The sequence below is a fragment of the Flavobacterium sp. KACC 22758 genome (assembly GCF_028736135.1).
Classification (GTDB): Bacteria; Bacteroidota; Bacteroidia; order Flavobacteriales; family Flavobacteriaceae; genus Flavobacterium; species Flavobacterium johnsoniae.
In genome coordinates this window covers 47,725-67,797 of the sequence record NZ_CP117878.1, presented here as the reverse complement: position 1 = coordinate 67,797, position 20,073 = coordinate 47,725, and the positions used below count along the sequence as shown (strand labels likewise).

The window sequence follows — 20,073 nt, the reverse complement described above, 5'->3', positions numbered from 1 at the left end:
TTTGGCTGTAATTTTTCTTTGGATTGGAATAAACGCTTTTGGTTCTTCGAGAATTTCGTCTAATTATCATGTAAAAGCGTTTTGTAATAATCCACTAGAAAAAGAGAAAAAAATTGCGCTGACTTTTGATGACGGCCCAAGTGAATTTACTTTAGAGGTTTTAGAACTTCTAAAAAAATACAATGCCAAAGCGGCTTTTTTCTGCATTGGAAAAAATATTGAAAAGCATCCTGAAATCGTAGAACAAATTATTGCTCAAGGTCATTTGGTTGGAAATCATTCATACAGTCATTCCAAGTTTTTTGATTTTTACAATACCGGACAAATACAAGAAGAAATCGAAAAAACCGATGCCCTTCTGGAAAAACTCACTTCAAAAAAAATAAACTTTTTTCGTCCGCCTTACGGAGTTACGACGCCTTCTATTCGAAGAGCTTTAAAATTAACCGGACATAAAACAATTGGCTGGAATATTCGTTCTCTTGATGGCGGGACCAAAAACCAGGAATTAATTTTAAAACGAATTACAAAACGAGTTTCTCCCGGCGGAATTGTACTTTTGCATGATACAGGCGAGCACTCTGTTTTGGTCTTGGAACAGTTTTTGCAATTTTTACAGCAAAATAATTATCAGGTAGTTTCGATCGAAGAACTTTTGAATCTTAATGCTTATCAAATTGAACGCGGATGAAACGGATTCGCTAGCGAAGACGCGGATAAAAACGGATTTTATTTAATCTGTGTAAATCATTTAATCTCCGGCAAAAAAATAAAGCACAATTTTAAACAAAACATGAAAACTAAAATAGCACTACTAATTCTATTTATTTCAGGCAATTTGTTCGCTCAGGAACAAAAAATGACTGCTGCCGAAATAGCACAATTTAAAGAAGACGTAAATGTTGTATCTAAAAAAATCAAAACCTTAAGTACTGATTTTGTTCAGTACAAACATTTGGATTTTTTATCAAAAGATATTGAAACTTCGGGAAAAATGGTTTTTAAAGAACCTTCGCTTTTGCAATGGCAGTATAAAAAACCATACAATTACAGTATTACTTTTAAAAACGGAAAAATCCTGATTAACGACGAAGGAAAGAAAAGTGCAGTTGATATGGGCGACAGTAAAATTTTTGCCCGAATCAATAAATTAATCGTAGGAAGCGTGAGCGGTAATATGTTTGACGACAAAGAATTTACCATTTCGTATTTTAAATTGAAAGGTCAGAATCTGGCGAAATTTATTCCGAAAGATGCGACGCTTAAAAAATACATTAAACAAATTGAACTGACTTTTGACAAGGAAGAAGCAACTGTGGTTCAGGTAAAATTATTAGAATCATCTGAAGATTATACCAGAATTGTACTTAAAAATAAAGTAATCAATGCAAAAATCGACGATTCAGTTTTTACTAATTAATTGCTTTCTGGCAATCGTTTTGGTTTCTTGCGGCTCGGTCACAAAAAACTATACGCCAAAAAAATTAGACAAAACGTCTTATGCCGTTCCGTATTTTTCAGATTCAAAAACCGATTATGTTTATAAAACCAACATAAGCGTTTACGGAAATGAATTATCAGGAATTTTTATTGCCAAAAAAATAAACGACACCACGCACCGAATCGTTTTTACAACTGAATTCGGAAACAAATTAATGGATTTTGAAATCTCTGACACCGATTTTAAAGTCAATTCTATTGTTTCAGAATTAGACCGAAAAATATTGATTAATACTTTAAAAGAAGATTTTCGTCTTCTTCTAAAAAAAGAATATTTGATTCAGGAACAGTTTGAAAACGAATCGGCAGACATTTATAAATCGGCAGACGGTAAACGAAACAATTATATTTTTATCTCCAAAAAAGATCAGAAATTAGAGAAGATCGTTCATTCATCTAAAACAAAAGAAAAATTTACGCTGTATTTCAATTCAGAAAACAATATTTTTGCTGAGAAGATTCAGATTATCCATCAAAATATTAAGCTTAAAATTGAATTGAATTATTTCAAGTCTGAGTAGAATATTAAACTAACCATAAAATTAAACTAATCAAAAAATGAAAAAAATAACCTTAATTGCATTCGTTTTATTTATCGGTCTTGTAAAATCACAAGCCCAGGTAAAAGTTAGTCCGGGTTTAAGAGGAGGATTAAATGTATCAACATTAACCAATATTGATGATAATAGATCTAAAACAGATTTCTATGTTGGTGGATTGGTAAACATTAAATTTAACAAATATTTTTCGTTACAGCCTGAGTTAACGTATTCAAGACAAGGTGATGAAGGAAGAGAATATTTTGGAAACGGCTATAATTATCGTTATGTAAATTATGAATTAAACTACTTAACGGTTGGTGCGGTTGCAAAATTTAATATTGGCGGAAAAGGTTTTCACATTTTAGGCGGTCCGTCATTAGATTTCAAAATTGATGACAATTATATAAACAGCAGTCCTGAAAATTTTGATCTTGCTATTGTTGGAGGTGTTGGTTATACGCTTCCAAACGGATTAACATTTGAGGCCAGAATCAAACAAGGATTGATAGACATTTATGGTTATGACGGAATTAATAATGATGATAATTATTACTATAATGATGTTATATTAAATCAGGTTTTTCAAATTGGTATCAGCTACACTTTTAAAGTAAAATAATGTATAAAAAGAAAGCAGCGATTGCCGTATTCCTTTTTTTTGCAATCGTAAACATACAAGCTCAAGTAACTTTTAAGCCTGGTTTAAGAGGTGGTTTAAGCCTTTCTACAATTTCAGAAATGCACGCCGATTACAGGCCTGATTTTTATTTTGGCGGTTTTGGTGAAATAAACCTAACTAAAAAATATGCGTTACAACCCGAAATAACTTACGTTAAACAAGGATCTAATAATGTTGCACGAAATTATTATGACCCTGTTTCAGAAACAAATAAAGCAGCGTATCAGGATTTAAGACTGGATTATTTATCGCTTTCGATGATAAATAAATTTACATTCGGGCAGGGTTTTCAGGTTCTATTTGGTCCTTCTTTAGATGTTCGCTTAACTGACAATTTAGTTCGAAGAAAAAATTATAATGACTTTGCTTTTAACTTAGGTCTTGGTTATCGAATGCCGTCGGGTCTTGCTTTTGATGTTCGATTTAAAAAAGGTTTTCTGGATATTCTGGACAGCGATTACTATACAAACGATTCTAATAATCACTATTTATTTGGTGATTATAATACAAATATCAATTTTCAAATAGGTGTTTCGTACTCTTTTGATACGAAATAAAAAAATAAAATTATGGTTTTAAAAGACTTTTACAAAGTACTTTCACAAGAAAAAACTGGCGATACTAAATTTAATATTCGTATATTAGTTAATGCCAATCATGAGGTTTTTAAAGGTCATTTTCCTGGAAACCCAATTATGCCGGGTGTTTGCATGATTCAGATTATTAAAGAACTTACAGAGTCTATTACTCAAAGTTCATTGATGATACAAACGCTTTCGAATGTAAAATTCATGGCATTAATTAATCCGGAAACGAATCCAGAACTTCGTTTAGAACTTGACATTACAACCACAGAAGATGATTTGGTAAAGGTGAAAAACACCACATATTTTAACGACACCGTAGCGCTTAAATTAAGCAATACGTATAAAAAATTATAATTATGAAATTACTAGTATCACTACTTCTATGGATAAATTTTGCCAATACACCAGATTTGGCTTCTATCCGAAAAATCTACCCTGATGTTGCAAAATCAGAAGCTAACGCTAAAGAATTTACAGAAAAACTTTCCAGCGTTTCTAACAACGATGAGAAAATTTTAGTGGCTTACAAAGCCGCTTCAATCTTAGTAGATTCTAAATTTGAAAGCATAATGGGAAGTAAAATTTCACGCTTTAAAGAAGGCGCGAAACTTCTCGAAGCAACCATTAAAAGTGATCCGAGTAATATTGAAATGCGAATGATCAGACTGAGTATTCAGGAAGATGTTCCGGCTATTACGGGTTACAAAAAAAATATTAAAGAAGATAAAAAATTCATCACTACTTATTATCCATCGCAAAGTGGTGCTTTAAAAGAATATCTAAAAGATTTTGTTTTACAATCTAAAAGTTTCTCTGAAAAAGAGAAGCAGTTTGTAAAATAAGCTCATGAAAAATTCTCAATGAAACCTATTATATCAAAGCAGGAATTGCTCGATTCAACTTCTTTTTGTGTTATTGTTCCAACTTACAATAACCAGAAAACATTAAAAAGAGTACTGGATTCTATTTTAGATTTCACTTCAAATGTCATTATCGTAAACGATGGTTCTACAGACGAAACCAGCGAGATTTTAAAACAATATTCGCAGCTGACTCAAATTCACCATCCTAAAAACTTAGGAAAAGGAAGAGCGCTGCGAAATGGTTTTAGAAAAGCAATTGAATTAAATTTCGAATACGCCATTACGATAGATTCTGACGGTCAGCATTTTGCTTCTGATATTCCCATTTTTATTGAAGAAATTCAAAAAGAACCAAATTCGCTTTTAATTGGAAGCCGAAACATGACTCAGGAAAATGTTCCTAAGAAAAGCAGTTTTGGAAACAAATTTTCGAATTTCTGGTTCAAGTTTGAAACCGGAATTGTTCTCGAAGATACACAATCAGGTTTTAGATTATATCCCTTAAAATTAATCCCAAAACGATTTCACACCAATAAATTTGAGTTTGAAATCGAAGTCATAGTTCGTTCTGCCTGGAAAGGAATTGTTGTAAAAAATATTCCGATTCAAATTTTGTACGATCCGGCTGAACGTGTTTCACATTTCCGTCCTTTTAGGGATTTTACCCGAATCAGTATTTTAAATACCGTTTTGGTAACCAATGCTTTATTGTACATCAAACCTCGCGATTTTTTTAGGCGGGCAAAAAAAAAAGGTTTTAAAAAATTCTTCCTTGAAGATATTTTAGAAAGCAATGATTCTAATTTCAAAAAATCGGCTGCGATTGCTTTGGGAATTTTTATCGGGATTTCGCCTTTTTGGGGATTTCAAACTATCCTGCTTTTTACTTTCGCTGCTTTATTCAGGCTCAATAAAATCATTGCTTTTTTGTCGTCAAATGTTAGTTTCCCTCCCTTTATACCGCTTATAATTTACGGTTCTTTAAAAACCGGGAGCCTTTTTGTATCCAGTGATGCGCCGTTAATTTTAGACAGTTCGGCCACACTCGACGATATTCAAAAAAATGCTGCCCAATATATCGTTGGAAGTCTTATTTTAGCAACCGTTTTAGCACTATCAGCCGGAGTAATAAGTTATTTGCTTTTAACCACTTTTAGTTCTAAAAATAAAACGAATAGTAAATAAGGTTTTGCCACTGATTAAAGGATTTTTACATCCAGTTTGTCAGGCTGAGCGAAGTCGAAGCCCACATCCAATTGGAACGCCCTTCGACTTCGCTCAGGGTGACAAACTAAAGCTAATCTTTTAATCTGTGGCAAAAAAACAATAATAAATAACCATGCATCAATATTTCTACGCCATTCATTTATTTGTAAATCGAAGAAAATCACTTTCGGTTTTTCTGGCTGTTTTGATGCTTTTGGTATTTGGCTTTTTCGCTTCGCAGATTAAGTTTGAAGAAGACATTACCAAACTTATTCCAACAAATGATAAAGCCGACGCAACTGCAAAAGTTTTAAAACAATTAAATTTTGCCGATAAAACCACTGTAATTTTCAAACTCGAAAAAAACGGTTCTGCAGAAGATTTAAAAGAAATGGCTTCTGTTTTTTCAGACAGCGTTTCTAAATCCTGCAAACCATACATTTCAGGAATTCAGGGAAAAATCGACGAAGAAAATATTCAGGAAACTATTGATTTTGTCTACAACAATCTGCCACTTTTTCTGGATGATAAAGATTATGCCTTAATTCAGGAAAAACTTCAAAAAGACAGTATCGCCGCAACGGTTCAGGGAAATTATAAATCGATTATTTCTCCATCCGGATTTATTACAAAAGATTTTATTCTACAGGATCCGCTTGGGATTTCTTTTATTGCGTTAAAAAAATTACAGCAATTAAATATTGGCGACGATTTTACGCTCGACAATGGTTTTGTAATGACAAAGGATAAAAAGAAATTACTGCTTTTTATAACTTCAGATATTTCATCGAGCGAAACCGAAAAAAACAGCATTTTTGCCGAAAAGCTAAAATCGATTCAGGAAAATTTAAATACCCAGTTTAAAGGCAAAACTTCGGTAAGTTATTTTGGGTCTGCCTTAATTGCTGCTGCCAATGCAAAACAAATTAAAAGTGATATTGTATTGACAACTTCAATCGCGATGTTTACCTTAATGTTGATTTTGATTTTGTTTTACCGAAAAATATTTATTCCGTTAATTATTTTTCTTCCAACGGTTTTCGGAGCTTTATTTGCCGTAGCATTTTTATATTTCGTTAAAGAACAAATCTCTGCCATTTCACTCGGAATTGGTTCTATCTTATTAGGAATCACTATCGATTATTCGCTTCACATTCTTACGCATTACAAACACAACAGCGACATTAAAACGTTGTACAAAGACATTACAATGCCGGTAATTATGAGCAGTTCTACTACTGCCGTTGCATTTTTATGTCTGCTTTTTGTAAAATCGGATGCATTGAACGATCTCGGAATTTTCGCTGCTGTTATTGTTATGGCAACCGGAATTTTTTCGCTTTTGATTGTTCCGCATTTATACAAACCAAAAGAAAACAATTTCGAACACAAAAAAAATGCAATCGATAAACTGGCTCATTTTTCATTTCACAATAATAAATTCTTAATTGGGTTTTGTGTTATCATTACGATTATCTGCTGTTTTACTTATAATGATGTAGGTTTCAACAACGATTTGTCGCAGTTAAATTTTGTTCCAAAAGATATTAAAGCGGCCGAAAAGCAATTGGAAGAAAGCACCAGCCTAACTTCTAAAACCATTTATGTCGCGTCGTATGGAAAAAGCATGGAAGAAGTGCTTCAAAACAACAGCAGGCTTTTTAAGGATTTATCAAAAGAAAAACAACAAAACAAAATCTTGAATTTCAGTTCAGTTGGCGGTATTGTGCTTTCGCAGAAAGAACAAGAGCAAAAAATACAGAAATGGAATTCATTCTGGAGTTCAGATAAAAAACAAATTTTAAAAGCCGGATTAATTGCCGAAGGTTCAAAACTAGGATTTAAGCCCAGCACGTATTCTTTATTTTTTGAGCATTTAGATTTTGATTTTAAACCTATTTCGACTGAAGATTATTTAAAAGTTCAGGCATTGCAGCTGAAAGAATTTGTAACCGAAAAAAATGGTTTTTATACGATTTCTACTTTAGTAAAAGTTACGCCGGAACAGCGTGATCATTTTGTAAAATCGGCTTCCGCCAAAGAAAATATTATTGCAATCGACCGCCAGCAGATGAATGAAACTTTTTTCAGTACTCTGAAAACCGATTTTAATTCGCTTGTAAATTATTCTTTTGTTGCCGTAATTTTAATTCTGTTTTTCTTTTTCAGAAGGATCGAATTAGTTATCATCAGCTGTATTCCTATTGCTTTAACTGGAATTGTAACGGCAGGAATTATGGGCATTTTTGGCATTCAAATGAATATTTTCAGCATGATTGTCTGTACTTTAATTTTTGGTCACGGAGTTGATTTCAGCATCTTCATGACAAGCGCATTGCAAAAGGAATATACCAACGGGAAAAATGAAATCGCGATTTACAGAACTTCAATTATTCTGGCAGTAATTACGACCATTTTAGGAATTGGCGCCATGATTTTTGCCAAACATCCGGCATTGCGATCTATTTCGTCTGTTTCCTTAATTGGAGTTTTTGCCGCGTTAATTATCACCTTTATTTTTTACCCGATTCTCTTTAAAGTCTTTTTATCGAATCGTCCTAAAAAAGGAAATCCGCCATTTAAACTCCGCACGTTTATTCATGGTGTAATTTCGTTTACCTATTATGGTTTAGGCGGTTTTGTGATGTCGGTTTTCAGTTTTACGCTTATGCCGATTATACCGCTGAGCGCCAAAACAAAAATGAAAGGATTTAGATATGTGGTTTCAAAATTAATGAAATCAGTATTGTATTCGAATCCGTTTATTCGCAAAAAAGTCATTAATAATTATAACGAAACTTTCGAAAAACCAGCAGTTATCATTGCCAATCATTCTTCTTTTGTTGATATTTTAGCAATGGGAATGCTGAGTCCAAAAATTATCTTTTTGGTAAGCGACTGGGTTTATAACTCTCCTATTTTTGGCGGTATTGTTAGAAAAGCAGGATTTTATCCCGTTTCTGAAGGTTTAGAAGGCGGTGTAGAACATTTACGCAAAAAAGTAGACGAAGGCTATTCTTTAATGGTTTTTCCGGAAGGCACTCGTTCAGAAAACAATGTTATTAAAAGATTCCATAAAGGTGCTTTCTTTTTAGCCGAAGAATTCAATCTGGATATTATTCCTGTCGTTATTCACGGTGCCTCAGAGGCCATTCCAAAAGGCGATTTTGTAATTCACAAAAGCGCTCTTACCGTTTCGATCTTAGAAAGAATTGCACCTGATAATCTTTCTTTTGGAAATAATTATGCCGAAAGAACGAAACAAATAAGCACTTTCTTTAAAGCGGAATTTCGCAGAATAAGACAAGAACTTGAAAGTCCGGATTATTTCAAAAAAATGGTGGTCAATAGTTACGATTACAAAGAAATTGAAATTGGCGACAGTGTAAAAAAAGATCTGAAACAGAATTTAGAAATCTATTACAACTTAAATAAACACCTAAATTCAAAAGCTAAAATTTTACATCTTGGCAGTGATTACGGGCAATTGGATGTTTTATTGACACTTCAGGAACCGCAGCGAAAAATAGTTTCTTTTATCAATGACGAAGAAAAATTATCGGTTGCCAAAACAAATTATTTCCTCAAAAAGAGAAAAATATTTTATGTAGATCAATTAGAATCTGCATTTGAAAATCATCACGAAGTACTTTTAATTTCCGATGAAAGTTATGTCGATGTAATTGAAAAAGCCGTTGCAGCTATTTCGTCTGTTATTTTAGTAAATTGTTCCAGTTTAAAAACACAGCTGCTTAATGCTGGTTTTGAGATTATTTCAGAAGAAAACGGAATAATTGTTTTAAACAAAAAGTAAATGAAAAAGCAATACGATGTAGTAATTGTTGGCAGTGGTTTAGGCGGCTTGGTTTCGTCTATCATTTTGGCTAAGGAAGGCTACAGCGTTTGTGTACTCGAAAAAAACAATCAATACGGAGGAAATCTCCAGACTTTTGTTCGCGATAAAACTATTTTTGATACTGGGATTCACTATATCGGAGGTTTAGAAAAAGGACAAAATCTCTATCAATATTTCAAATATCTTAGCATTATCGATCATCTTAATTTAAAAAAATTAGATGAAGACCGCTTTGATATGATTTCTTTTGAAAACGATCCAAACGAATATCCGCATGCACAGGGGTATGAAAATTTCGTAAATCAGCTTGCTGTTTTCTTTCCGGAAGAAAAAGAAAATCTCTACAACTACTGCGAAAAATTAAAAACAGTCTGCGATGCTTTTCCGCTGTACAATTTAAACTGGGAAGGAAAATATGATCCTGAAATTCTGGAGCTTAATGCAAAAGAAACTATTGATGCATTTACAGAAAATGAAAAACTAAAAGCGGTGCTTGCCGGATCTAATTTTCTGTATGCAGGAATTCCGGATAAATCACCTTTTTATGTTCATGCACTTTCTGTTAATTCCTATATTCAAAGTTCGTGGCGCTGCATAAACGGCGGCAGCCAGATTACCAAACAGCTTTTAAAACAACTCAAAAAATACGGTGGTGAATTCTATAAGTACAAAGAAGTTACCCGTTTTAATGTTGAAGAAAACAAAGTAGTTTCTGTAGATTTAAAAGACGGAACACAAGTTTCGGGTTCAATTTTTATTTCAAATATTGAACCTAAAACAACTTTAAAAATGGCGGGTGCAGAAAACTTTAGAAAAGCTTTTTTTAACCGAATTCAGGATCTCGAAGATGTCATTTCGGCTTTTAGTTTGTATATCGTTTTTAAACCGGAAAGTTTTAAATACATCAATCATAATTTTTATCATTTCAAAAAAAGTGATGATGTCTGGACAGCTCAGGAATATGATGAAAGTTCGTGGCCAAAAAGTTATATGGCATCCATGAATGCTTCTAAAAAAGAAGAAATCTGGGCAGAAGGAATGACTTTTTTAACCTACATGAAATACAAAGATGTCGAACCCTGGGCCGATACTTTTAACACAACTGCCGAAGAAAGTGACCGCGGGGAAAGCTATGAGGATTTCAAAAACCGAAAAGCAGCTAAATTTTTGGAAGAAATCGAAATTAAATTTCCGGGAATTAGAGATTGCATAAAATCAATTCATACTTCTACTCCATTATCGTATCGTGATTATATTGGCGGACATAACGGAAATATGTACGGATATGTTAAAGATTCTAATAATCCTATGAAAACGATGATTCCGGTAAAAACTAAGCTGGAAAATCTGTATCTTACGGGCCAAAGTACTAACATGCACGGGGTTCTGGGTGTTACCATTGGAGCCGTAAATACCTGCTCTGAAATTGTTGGGAAAGAATATCTCTTAACTAAAATTAATACGGAATCTGAATAGAGGGTCATGAAAAACCGAATTTTATTTTTCTTATTTATCGGTTTTTTGCAACTGTTTGTTTCTTGCGGCACATCAAAATCAATGCGTCATAAACCTGATCTTTCAGGTTTCAATTCACAAAAACCAATTGTCGTAAAAAAATCAGATTCGGTTTTTATTTCCGGAAAAAATTCTCTTTTAAAAAACAAACAAGGTCTTTGGGAATTATACGCCGAAGGCGATCCGCTGGAAATTGGTTTAAACACCGGAGCTTTAACAGATTCTCTTTTAAAAAAACAACAGCAGATTTTCTTCTCTAAAATAAACGATTTCATTCCGTCAAGTTTTCAGCAAAAACTGCTTCGCCAGTTTCTAAGATGGTACAACCGAAAATTGTATTTGAATGTTCCCGAAGAATATCAAACCGAAATTTACGGCGTTTCCGAATATACATCAGATGAATTTAATACTATAGCACCAAAATATCAAAGAGGTTTATATCTGCATGGCGCGCACGATATTGGACACGCTTTGCAAGATCTGGCTTTAGTTGGCTGTTCTTCTTTTGCGGCGTGGAATGAAAAATCAGAAGACGGCAGTTTAATTCTGGGACGCAATTTTGATTTTTATGTAAATGACGCTTTCGCGGAAAATAAAATTGCTGCTTTTATAAATCCAAAAGAGGGTTATCCGTTTATGATGGTTACCTGGCCGGGAATGGTGGGCGCGGTTTCGGGAATGAATCAGGAAGGTTTAACGGTAACTATTAACGCTTCGAAATCTAAAATTCCGCTGATTGCGAAAACACCAATTTCAATTTTGACCCGCGAAATTTTACAACACGCCAAGAATATTGACGAAGCTGTCGCCATTGCAAAAAAAAGAAAAGTATTTGTTTCTGAATCTATTATGGTGGGAAGTGCCAATGATAACAAAGCTATTTTGATTGAGGTTTCTCCAACAAAAATGGACGTTTACGATGTTCCAAACAGCGATCAATTAATTTGTTCGAACCATTTTCAGGGTGAAACTTTTGCAGCCGATAAACGAAATAAGGAACAGATTTTAAACAGCCATTCTGAATACCGCTTTGAAAGAATGCAGGAACTTTTGTCGCAAAACCCAAAAGTAAATCCTGAAATTGCATCAAAAATTCTTCGAAATAAAAACGGTTTAAAAGATATCGAATTGGGTTATGGTTCAGAAAAAGCTTTGAATCAGTTAATGGCACATCACGGAATTATCTTTAAACCAAAAGAAAAATTAGTCTGGGTTTCGGCAAATCCGTATCAATTAGGCGAATTTGTGTGTTATGATTTAAATGCAGTTTTTGGCAACAGAAAAAATGATTCTGTGGTTTCTTTTCAAAAAGAAAATTTAAATATTGCAAAAGATCCTTTTTTAGAAACAACGGCTTATCGTGATTATCAAAAATTTAGAATTGAAAATCATAAAATAGATTCTCTCCTTGAAAAGAAAGAAACAATTTCGCCAGAGTTTCTTCATAATTATCAATCATTAAACCCTGATTATTGGGTTGTGTATTATAAAGCAGGATTGTACTTTTACCAAATAAAAGAATTCGGCCAGGCGAAGCTTAATTTTGAAAAAGCTTTGACCAAAGAAATTACCACTCTGCCTGAAAAAGAACAAATTGAAAAATATTTAAAAAAAATCAAAAGAAAGTTACAATGATTCCAGCAATAGAAAAAGATTCTTTAGAAGACATTAAAATTTTTCAGGAAAAAAAATTAGCCGACCTTTTAGCTTATATCAGCAAGAATTCTCCTTTTTATAAAAGACTTTTTGCGGGACAGAATATTGATGTTTCAAAAATTAAAACGCTTGAAGATTTACAGTTTCTGCCTGTTACAACAAAAGAAGATTTACAACAATACAACGACGATTTTTTGTGTGTTCCGCAAAATAAAATTATCGACTACGCCTCTACTTCCGGAACTTTGGGTGATCCTGTTACTTTTGGTTTAACGGATTCTGATTTAGACCGATTGGCTTACAACGAAGCGATTTCATTTGCCTGCGCCGGAATTGCTGAAGGCGATGTAGTACAGTTAATGACAACAATTGACAGAAAGTTTATGGCCGGACTGGCTTATTTTCTGGGGTTGAGAAAATTGAAAGTGGGCGTTATTCGTGTTGGTGCCGGAATTCCGGAAATGCAGTGGGATTCGATTTTAAAATACAATCCAACGTATTTAATTACGGTTCCTTCTTTCTTATTGAAATTAATTGAATATGCCGAAATTCACGGAATTGATTATAATAATTCAAGTATAAAAGGTGCGGTCTGCATTGGCGAATCATTGCGAGAGCAGGATTTTGCAATGAATACTTTATCTAAAAAAATCACGGATAAATGGAATATTAAGTTGTTTTCAACTTATGCTTCGACTGAAATGAGTACAGCTTTTACGGAATGTGAACACGGAAACGGCGGGCATCATCATCCAGAACTGATTATTGTTGAAGTTCTGGACGAAAATAATTTACCTGTAAAAAACGGCGAAACGGGCGAGCTTACTTTTACAACTTTAGGAATCGAAGCAATGCCTTTACTGCGTTTTAAAACCGGCGATATGGTACAGCTTCATAACGAACCTTGTGCCTGCGGAAGAAACACATTACGTGTCGGGCCGGTTGTTGGCCGTAAAAAGCAAATGATAAAATATAAAGGAACAACGCTGTATCCGCCTGCAATGAATGATGTTTTGAGCGGCTTCGACAATATCGAAAATCATATTATCGAAATTTCAACCAATGATTTAGGCACTGATGAAATCGTAATAAAAATTGCTGTAAAAAATCAGTCTCCAGAATTTTTACAGGAAATTAAAGATCACTTTAGAGCCAAGTTAAGAGTTACTCCAAAAATAGAATTCGCTTCAAAAGAAACCTTAAATCCGTTAGTTTTTAACCCAATGAGCCGAAAACCAATTCGTTTTTTTGATTATAGAAAAACGACTATTTAAGAGATATAAAAAAAGCCTGGATTTTAAAACCAGGCTTTTTTTATTTAATAAGCTTCTTCTAATACACCTGTAGATTGAACTACCATTGGCTGTGTTGAAAACGACTGGCCATTAGCATCAACAACCCTTACATATAAGGTATAATAAGTTGATTTAATTGATGTTTTTGTCAATAAATATAACCCCGGGCCTGTTGCAATTTGTAAGTAAAATGAATCTGGTTCTTCTTGACGTTTAATCCACCATGTAAATTGATATGGCGCAGTTCCTCCGGAAGCCGTTGCAGACCAAGATCCCATTGATGTTTTTGTTACATAGGTTGAACCTGTAAAACTGGCTGTTGGGATTGGCTCAGGAGTACCAGTTAAATTAATCGTTACAGATTTAGTAGCGATTTTTTCAAAAGCAGTACCATTTATTTTACCTCTTTGATGCTTTGCTTTTAAAGTAAAAGTATAAGCCTTGCTTGGAGCTTCTCCCTTAAATTCAAAACTGCAGCTAGATCCGTTTCCTATCATTCTTAAATATTTATAATCAGCAGGATCTGCATCCCATGAATATTGAACATCCAAAATACTAGATGCATCATGTGCTGCTGAAATTATAAATGGCACTTTTCTCGTTGGGTTCGTTTCGTAAGGATTTAAAGCAAGATTTAAAGCATAGGTTCTATAATAATGTGTGCCTGCTAAATAAACATCATTGATACAGTTTTTAAATACTTGATTAGCTCCTTGTTTAGAATATACAATATTATCGCCTTCTACAATAATAGCAGAATGGTCAACTCCAATAAAATCACGATTTTTATAATTCGTTAGATTATTCCAATATATTACTTTTGTAGCGTTGCTACTACTATCTTCTACAAAAATTTCATTTTGAATAAATCTAGTATAAACGTCCCCCGGCAAATCTATTTTTTCTTTTGTTTCTATATATTTTTCACTTAAAACAAACGAAAGTCCATGGCAGTTATATAAATTATCTGCTGGCCCAACTTGTACTTTAGCAAAAGAACAATTTTCTTGTGTTGGTGTTTTTCTTGTGCTTGCATTATTTGAAGTTGCAGCTGCTTCTGTAAGATTTTCATTTTTTAAATTGTTTTCATCAGAACAAGAGATAAATGTCAAAATAAAACATGACATCATCAATAATTTTAATTTTTTCATAGGATTTATTGGTATTTTGGGTTTATTAGTATTAACTCAAATATATATAATTACCAGATAAATCTTATGTTTTAAATTTAATTATTGTAAAATATTTTTTACAACAAAACCTATGAACCATTGTCACTCTGCACCTTTGCACCTCAAGTCACGTCAATTCGAAGAAATGTTGTAATTTTGCAAAAAATAATGAAGATGGTCAATATTGGCAACATAGAATTACCCGAATTTCCTTTACTACTCGCACCGATGGAAGATGTGAGCGATCCGCCGTTTCGCAGATTATGCAAAACGCATGGCGCTGACATGATGTACTCTGAATTTATTTCATCGGAAGGATTGATTCGTGACGCTATAAAAAGCCGTATGAAGCTGGATATTTTTGATTACGAACGTCCTGTCGGAATTCAGATTTTTGGCGGCGATGAAGAAGCAATGGAGATGTCATCTAAAATCGTTTCGACTGTAAAACCGGATTTAGTGGATATCAATTTTGGATGTCCGGTAAAAAAAGTAGTCTGTCGTGGTGCCGGAGCCGGAGTTTTGAAAGATGTAGATTTAATGGTTCGTTTGACCAAAGCGGTTATTAAAGGAACTGATTTACCGGTTACAGTAAAAACTCGTTTGGGCTGGGATGAAAGCTCTATTAATATTGATGAAGTTGCAGAAAGACTTCAGGATATTGGTGTTCAGGCTTTAACAATTCACGCCAGAACACGTGCGCAAATGTACAAAGGCCACTCAGACTGGTCGCATATTGCACGTGTGAAAAACAACCCAAGAATTACAATGCCAATTTTCGGAAACGGTGATATCGACAGTCCTGAAAAAGCATTACAATATAAAAACGAATACGGAATTGACGGTATCATGATTGGTCGTGCTGCGATTGGTTATCCGTGGATTTTTAACGAAATCAAACACTATTTTAAAACAGGTGAGCACTTACCTGCTCCAACGGTTATTGATCGTGTTGAAGCTGCCAGAAATCATTTAAAATGGTCTATGGAATGGAAAGGCGAGCGTTTAGGAATTGTAGAAATGCGCCGTCATTATACCAACTATTTTAAAGGAATCCATTCGTTTAAAGAATTCAAACAAAAATTAGTTACAACTGATGAACCTGAAAATTTATTCGCTATCATGAAAGAAATTGAACAGGTTTATGCGGGATATGAATTTGTTTAGAAATTTTATTAGTTGTTAATATAAAAGGCCTTCAAAATTTGAAGGCCTTTCTTTTATAGCGATTCTAAAATTTTCTCTGCAATTTCAGTTTGCCCCTTTTCGGTCGTAATATAACTTCTATCTTTTTCATTGGATAAAAATCCCATTTCTAAATGTACCATTGGGAAGTCTGCATTTTTTAAAATGTAAAATGGTGCTTCGCTTACATATCTTTTTGAAAGATTTCCTGTTGCTGCTATCTTATTAATTATATTTTCGGCAATTTCTTTTGAGTGATCGTAAAATTTTTTCTTTGAAGAAATATAAGCTCCTACTCCATTTGGCTTTTCATTTGCTGTAGAACTTACATGCAACGAAATTACTAAATCAGGTTTTAAGTTGTTTATTCTAAAAACTCTTTCTTTTAAATCCATACTTGTATCTCCGTCACGAAGTAAAACAATTACAACATTCTCATTTTTATTTAACTCTTTTATTTTACTCGCGACTGATTCTGTAATTGCTTTTTCTTCAAAGCCTTTTATATCAGCGCCAACATCATAACCTCCGTGACCTGCATCAATTATAACCATTTTTTTATCTAATGGTTTAAAAGCCATAAATCCGAATATGGCCAAACAAAAAACTGCTAAAACTTTAATTTTGGTTCTCATAAATCTATTTCTTTTTTGGTTAAACAGATTTAACGGAAAAAATTAAGAAATGTTGTATGAAATCAAACCTGAACTCGTTTCCATTTTCCTCTTTTATAGAAAAAGATTCCGGCGAGAGTTATTGCAGTTTCTGCAACAGGAATAGCAATAAAAACTCCCGTTGGTCCCATATTAAAATGTTTAGCTAACACAAAAGCAAGCGGAATTTGAAACAGCCAAAACCCAAAAAAGTTAATTCCGGTTGGTGTCCAGGTATCTCCGGCTCCATTAAATGTATTGATTAAAACCATTCCTATTCCGTAAAAGATAAATCCGATACTCATAATTTGTAAAGCTTCAATCGCAACTGTTTTTACCATTTCATCATTCGTAAAAAACGAAATAATATATTGGCCAAAAACTAAAGTAATAACCATAATCGAAGCCATGAAAATTACGTTGTATCTTGCTGTAGTGTAAACGGATTTTTCGGCGCGTTCAATTTGTTTTGCTCCTAAATTCTGCCCCACTAAAGTGGCAGCGGAATTACTTAATCCCCAAGCAGGAAGTATGAAAAACATCATAATTCTCAACGCTGTCTGATATCCGGCAGAACCATGATCTCCTCCTGTTGTAGCAACTAATTGTGCCAGGAAAATCCAGCTGCAGGATGCGATTACAAATTGTAAAATTCCAGGCGCTGCGATTTTAACTAAAGCTTTTATTTGTTTGAAATCTGGTGCGAAATAACCGATTTTAATTTTTAAAACTCCGTTACCAAAAAACAAATGATATACCTGATATAAAACTCCAATACTTCTTCCTAAAGTTGTCGCAATAGCTGCTCCTATTAAACCAAAAGCCGGAACTGGTCCTAAACCGTTAATTAAAATCGGGCATAAAATAATATTACAAATGTTGGCAATCCAAAGACTTTTCATTGCTATTGCTGCGTTTCCGGCACCACGAAAAATTCCGTTAATCAGGAATAAAAGCATAATACATAAACTAGAGCCAATCATAATTTGAGTAAATCGGTAACCATGTTCGGCTGATTCTATTGAAGAACCCATTACAATCAGGATATCTTTAGCATAAATAATCCCAAAAATGCTCAATAAACTGTTAACTGCAAAGGCTATAATTATGGCCTGCATTCCGGCTTTTGCGGCGGCAATTGGATCTTTTTCTCCAATTCGGCGTGCTACAACTGCCGTTGCTGCCATACTCATCCCTATTGCAAGAGAATATATAATGGTCAAGACAGATTCTGTAAGACCTACTGTTTGAATGGCAAAACTACTGTGTTTTAAATGACCAACGAAATATAAATCGACTAAAGCAAAAACCGATTCCATCATCATTTCTAATACCATTGGAATGGCTAATAGAATTACGGCTTTTTTGATACTTCCAGAAGTATAATCAAATGATTCGTCGCCTTTTAAAGCTTGTTTTAAAGTGGTAAAAATTTTGGAAATGAAGCTTTTCTTTATAGTTGTTTCTGTCATGATATGTTAGGATAAATGATAAAATTTGTCCAGATGTATAAATCTGAACTAAAAAAGTAAAACGTAAGTATCCTAATTATTCTAAAAAATAAAATTAGGATTAGGCAGAAACAATCATATACTCTAGATTTTCAAGGCGGTAAATATAAGTAATATTTTTAAAGAAGATATTAATCCAGCAATTTTTTACTTACACGGCTGCTCGCAATTAACGAAGCTATAAATCCAAGAGAAACAATGGTTCCCATTACAATCAAAACATTTTCCAGAGTAAAAACTACAGGATAAGCTAAAGTCGGCGTGATCATAATTAACTCATATTGCTGCTGCAGAATCACTAGAATAATTCCTAAAGCCAACCCGATAATACCTCCAAAAATGCTCAGAAGCGTTCCCTGAAGCAGGAATATTTTTCGCAGATTGTTGATTTCTGTTCCAAGATTAAAAAGGGTTTTAAGATTTCCTTTTTTATCTAAAATCATCATAATCAAAGCTCCAATCAGGTTAAAAAGTGCCACAATAATTACAAGAGTGAAAATTAAATAAACGGCAATATTTTCGGTATTGAGCATTTTGTACAAAGACTCATTTAACTGTGCTCTGTTTTTTAAAGTAATTTTATTATTGAAAATCTTTTCAAGCTGTGCTTTTACAGCATTTTCATCTGCATTTTCTTTGAGATGAAATTCGATTCCTGAAATCTGATTGGGTTTGTACATCAATAATTCCTGCGTTAGACCTAAATCTGCAAAAACATACTTAGAATCTAAATCTTCGCTTATTGAATAAATCCCAACCGGCAGAACATCTGTTTTATTAAAAGCTTCTTCGGGATTTTCGATTGCACCTTTTCCGGGTTTTGGAGCAAAGATTTGCAGCGGATTTTCAAAATCGAGAATTCCCATCGAAAAATCCTGTGCAATTCCGTAACCAATAACTACCTGATAGGAATCTGGTTTTAGCCACTGGCCGTTAAAGAGTTTTCTTTTAATATCGTTTACAACAGGATAAAGGCTGTCAACACCTTTTAAATAGGTAACGTGCTGTTTATCCTTGAATATAAACAAAACACGTTCTTCAATAATTTTGGTATAAGAGGCTACACCATTTATTTTTTTTAGGTCTTGTTCCTGCTGAGCCGAAATAAAAAATGATTTTCCTAACGTACTGGTCATTTTTAAATCTGGATCGATCTCGTTTGTGAACGAAAGACTAAAAACTTTTAATCCGCTGAAAACAGATAAAACCACAAACAAAGCCATTGTTCCAACAATGATTCCCATGCTGGCAATGTAATTAATGATATTAATAGCGTTGTTTTTACTTCGGCTAAAAATATAACGTTTGGCTATGTAAAATGGGAAATTCAATTTATGATTTTCTTCTTTTGTCTAAAAGATCACGGTTTTCTATTGGGTTTTCTTTTCCTGCTAATGCGTTGTCAATTTTCTCGATATAATCCAGAGAGTCATCGATAAAGAAAACTAAATTTGGCACACGGCGTAATTGCAAACGAACTCGCTGTGATAAATCATGTTTAATTAAAGTGGTATTTGATTTTATTCCTTCTAAAGTTTCTTTTGCTTTTTCTTGTGGAAAAATGCTTAAATATACTGTTGCCACAGATAAATCTGAGGTTACACTAACTTTGGATACTGAAATTACCAAATTGCTAACTCCGTTTTTTCTCACTTCACCTTGCAGAATATCAACCAGATCTTTCTGAATTACGCTGCCTATTTTTTTCTGTCTATTTGTTTCCATAGTGCAAAAATACTATTTTTAAATTCATTCGCTGCAATTTCAATTAACTAAAGGATTATTCTCAAAATTTATCTTTTATATCTCCTTTTTATTTCATTTAAACGATGATAAAGATCATATGATTTATA

The 20,073-nt window shown here is 33.5% G+C and carries 18 protein-coding genes; 13 read left to right on the top strand and 5 right to left on the bottom strand.

The window, feature by feature from the left end:
* The first annotated feature begins 1 nt into the window (after position 1).
* The 12 genes from PQ462_RS00330 to PQ462_RS00275 all read left to right on the top strand — a co-directional run bounded on the left by PQ462_RS00330 (position 2) and on the right by PQ462_RS00275 (position 13,678).
* A complete protein-coding gene (locus tag PQ462_RS00330) occupies positions 2 to 691 on the top strand; it encodes a polysaccharide deacetylase family protein (RefSeq protein WP_274251949.1) in 690 nt (229 codons plus the stop codon).
* A gap of 102 nt (positions 692 to 793) precedes the next feature.
* Positions 794 to 1,420, top strand: a complete 627-nt coding sequence (locus tag PQ462_RS00325) for an outer membrane lipoprotein carrier protein LolA (protein WP_073408343.1) — start codon at positions 794 to 796, stop codon at positions 1,418 to 1,420.
* On the top strand, positions 1,386 to 2,021 hold the full coding sequence (locus PQ462_RS00320; RefSeq protein WP_274251948.1) for a hypothetical protein: 636 nt from the start codon (positions 1,386 to 1,388) through the stop codon (positions 2,019 to 2,021). The genes PQ462_RS00325 and PQ462_RS00320 overlap by 35 nt, the downstream gene beginning before the upstream one ends.
* Positions 2,022 to 2,058: 37 nt before the next feature.
* Positions 2,059 to 2,661, top strand: coding sequence for a porin family protein (locus PQ462_RS00315; RefSeq protein WP_274251947.1), 603 nt, complete (start codon positions 2,059 to 2,061; stop codon positions 2,659 to 2,661).
* The gene (locus PQ462_RS00310) at positions 2,661 to 3,278 is read left to right on the top strand and encodes an outer membrane beta-barrel protein (RefSeq protein ID WP_274251946.1); all 618 of its coding nucleotides are present in this window, start codon (positions 2,661 to 2,663) and stop codon (positions 3,276 to 3,278) included. The genes PQ462_RS00315 and PQ462_RS00310 overlap by 1 nt, the downstream gene beginning before the upstream one ends.
* 12 nt (positions 3,279 to 3,290) lie before the next feature.
* Positions 3,291 to 3,662 carry a 3-hydroxyacyl-ACP dehydratase gene (locus tag PQ462_RS00305; protein ID WP_012023166.1) on the top strand — a complete coding sequence of 124 codons (372 nt, stop codon included), beginning with the start codon at positions 3,291 to 3,293 and terminating at the stop codon, positions 3,660 to 3,662.
* Positions 3,663 to 3,664: 2 nt separating this feature from the next.
* Positions 3,665 to 4,150 (top strand): hypothetical protein, encoded by a 486-nt coding sequence (locus PQ462_RS00300; protein ID WP_012023165.1) that lies wholly within the window; start codon positions 3,665 to 3,667, stop codon positions 4,148 to 4,150.
* A gap of 18 nt (positions 4,151 to 4,168) precedes the next feature.
* Complete coding sequence (locus PQ462_RS00295) at positions 4,169 to 5,356, top strand: DUF2062 domain-containing protein (protein ID WP_274251945.1); 1,188 nt, start codon at positions 4,169 to 4,171, stop codon at positions 5,354 to 5,356.
* A gap of 154 nt (positions 5,357 to 5,510) precedes the next feature.
* Entirely contained in the window at positions 5,511 to 9,191 is a 3,681-nt protein-coding gene (locus PQ462_RS00290) for a 1-acyl-sn-glycerol-3-phosphate acyltransferase (protein ID WP_274251944.1), read from the top strand.
* Entirely contained in the window at positions 9,192 to 10,709 is a 1,518-nt protein-coding gene (locus tag PQ462_RS00285; protein ID WP_274251943.1) for a phytoene desaturase family protein, read from the top strand.
* 6 nt (positions 10,710 to 10,715) lie between these two features.
* Positions 10,716 to 12,383 (top strand): C45 family autoproteolytic acyltransferase/hydolase, encoded by a 1,668-nt coding sequence (locus PQ462_RS00280; protein WP_274251942.1) that lies wholly within the window; start codon positions 10,716 to 10,718, stop codon positions 12,381 to 12,383.
* On the top strand, positions 12,380 to 13,678 hold the full coding sequence (locus PQ462_RS00275) for a phenylacetate--CoA ligase family protein (protein ID WP_274251941.1): 1,299 nt from the start codon (positions 12,380 to 12,382) through the stop codon (positions 13,676 to 13,678). Before PQ462_RS00280 ends, PQ462_RS00275 begins: the two co-directional genes overlap by 4 nt.
* A gap of 44 nt (positions 13,679 to 13,722) precedes the next feature.
* Here the strand turns inward: PQ462_RS00275 and PQ462_RS00270 are convergent, their stop codons facing one another.
* On the bottom strand, positions 13,723 to 14,850 hold the full coding sequence (locus PQ462_RS00270) for a hypothetical protein (protein WP_274251940.1): 1,128 nt from the start codon (positions 14,848 to 14,850) through the stop codon (positions 13,723 to 13,725).
* Positions 14,851 to 15,045: 195 nt separating this feature from the next.
* Here PQ462_RS00270 and dusB point away from each other — a divergent pair, with 195 nt between their 5' ends.
* Entirely contained in the window at positions 15,046 to 16,038 is a 993-nt protein-coding gene (gene dusB, locus PQ462_RS00265) for a tRNA dihydrouridine synthase DusB (RefSeq protein ID WP_274251939.1), read from the top strand.
* Positions 16,039 to 16,091: 53 nt separating this feature from the next.
* On the opposite strand, the gene PQ462_RS00260 is transcribed toward dusB, so the two are convergent.
* The 4 genes from PQ462_RS00260 to rbfA form a co-directional block, all read right to left on the bottom strand.
* On the bottom strand, positions 16,092 to 16,691 hold the full coding sequence (locus tag PQ462_RS00260; RefSeq protein WP_274251938.1) for an N-acetylmuramoyl-L-alanine amidase family protein: 600 nt from the start codon (positions 16,689 to 16,691) through the stop codon (positions 16,092 to 16,094).
* A 62-nt stretch (positions 16,692 to 16,753) separates the two neighbouring features.
* The gene (locus PQ462_RS00255) at positions 16,754 to 18,181 is read right to left on the bottom strand and encodes an MATE family efflux transporter (protein ID WP_274251937.1); all 1,428 of its coding nucleotides are present in this window, start codon (positions 18,179 to 18,181) and stop codon (positions 16,754 to 16,756) included.
* A 170-nt stretch (positions 18,182 to 18,351) separates the two neighbouring features.
* The gene (locus PQ462_RS00250) at positions 18,352 to 19,551 is read right to left on the bottom strand and encodes an ABC transporter permease (RefSeq protein WP_274251936.1); all 1,200 of its coding nucleotides are present in this window, start codon (positions 19,549 to 19,551) and stop codon (positions 18,352 to 18,354) included.
* 1 nt (position 19,552) lies between these two features.
* On the bottom strand, positions 19,553 to 19,945 hold the full coding sequence (gene rbfA, locus PQ462_RS00245; RefSeq protein ID WP_012023154.1) for a 30S ribosome-binding factor RbfA: 393 nt from the start codon (positions 19,943 to 19,945) through the stop codon (positions 19,553 to 19,555).
* Positions 19,946 to 20,073: the final 128 nt, after the last annotated feature.

Bases quoted from the DNA above. Each gene is read 5' to 3' on its own strand.
- PQ462_RS00275 (WP_274251941.1), top strand. From the start codon at position 12,380: ATGATTCCAGCAATAGAAAAAGATTCTTTAGAAGACATTAAAATTTTT.
- dusB (WP_274251939.1), top strand. From the start codon at position 15,046: ATGGTCAATATTGGCAACATAGAATTACCCGAATTTCCTTTACTACTC.
- PQ462_RS00305 (WP_012023166.1), top strand. From the start codon at position 3,291: ATGGTTTTAAAAGACTTTTACAAAGTACTTTCACAAGAAAAAACTGGC.
- PQ462_RS00320 (WP_274251948.1), top strand. From the start codon at position 1,386: ATGCAAAAATCGACGATTCAGTTTTTACTAATTAATTGCTTTCTGGCA.
- PQ462_RS00280 (WP_274251942.1), top strand. From the start codon at position 10,716: ATGAAAAACCGAATTTTATTTTTCTTATTTATCGGTTTTTTGCAACTG.
- PQ462_RS00290 (WP_274251944.1), top strand. From the start codon at position 5,511: ATGCATCAATATTTCTACGCCATTCATTTATTTGTAAATCGAAGAAAA.
- PQ462_RS00315 (WP_274251947.1), top strand. From the start codon at position 2,059: ATGAAAAAAATAACCTTAATTGCATTCGTTTTATTTATCGGTCTTGTA.
- PQ462_RS00255 (WP_274251937.1), bottom strand. From the start codon at position 18,181: ATGACAGAAACAACTATAAAGAAAAGCTTCATTTCCAAAATTTTTACC.
- PQ462_RS00270 (WP_274251940.1), bottom strand. From the start codon at position 14,850: ATGAAAAAATTAAAATTATTGATGATGTCATGTTTTATTTTGACATTT.
- PQ462_RS00260 (WP_274251938.1), bottom strand. From the start codon at position 16,691: ATGAGAACCAAAATTAAAGTTTTAGCAGTTTTTTGTTTGGCCATATTC.
- PQ462_RS00325 (WP_073408343.1), top strand. From the start codon at position 794: ATGAAAACTAAAATAGCACTACTAATTCTATTTATTTCAGGCAATTTG.
- PQ462_RS00285 (WP_274251943.1), top strand. From the start codon at position 9,192: ATGAAAAAGCAATACGATGTAGTAATTGTTGGCAGTGGTTTAGGCGGC.
- PQ462_RS00295 (WP_274251945.1), top strand. From the start codon at position 4,169: ATGAAACCTATTATATCAAAGCAGGAATTGCTCGATTCAACTTCTTTT.
- PQ462_RS00310 (WP_274251946.1), top strand. From the start codon at position 2,661: ATGTATAAAAAGAAAGCAGCGATTGCCGTATTCCTTTTTTTTGCAATC.
- PQ462_RS00300 (WP_012023165.1), top strand. From the start codon at position 3,665: ATGAAATTACTAGTATCACTACTTCTATGGATAAATTTTGCCAATACA.
- rbfA (WP_012023154.1), bottom strand. From the start codon at position 19,945: ATGGAAACAAATAGACAGAAAAAAATAGGCAGCGTAATTCAGAAAGAT.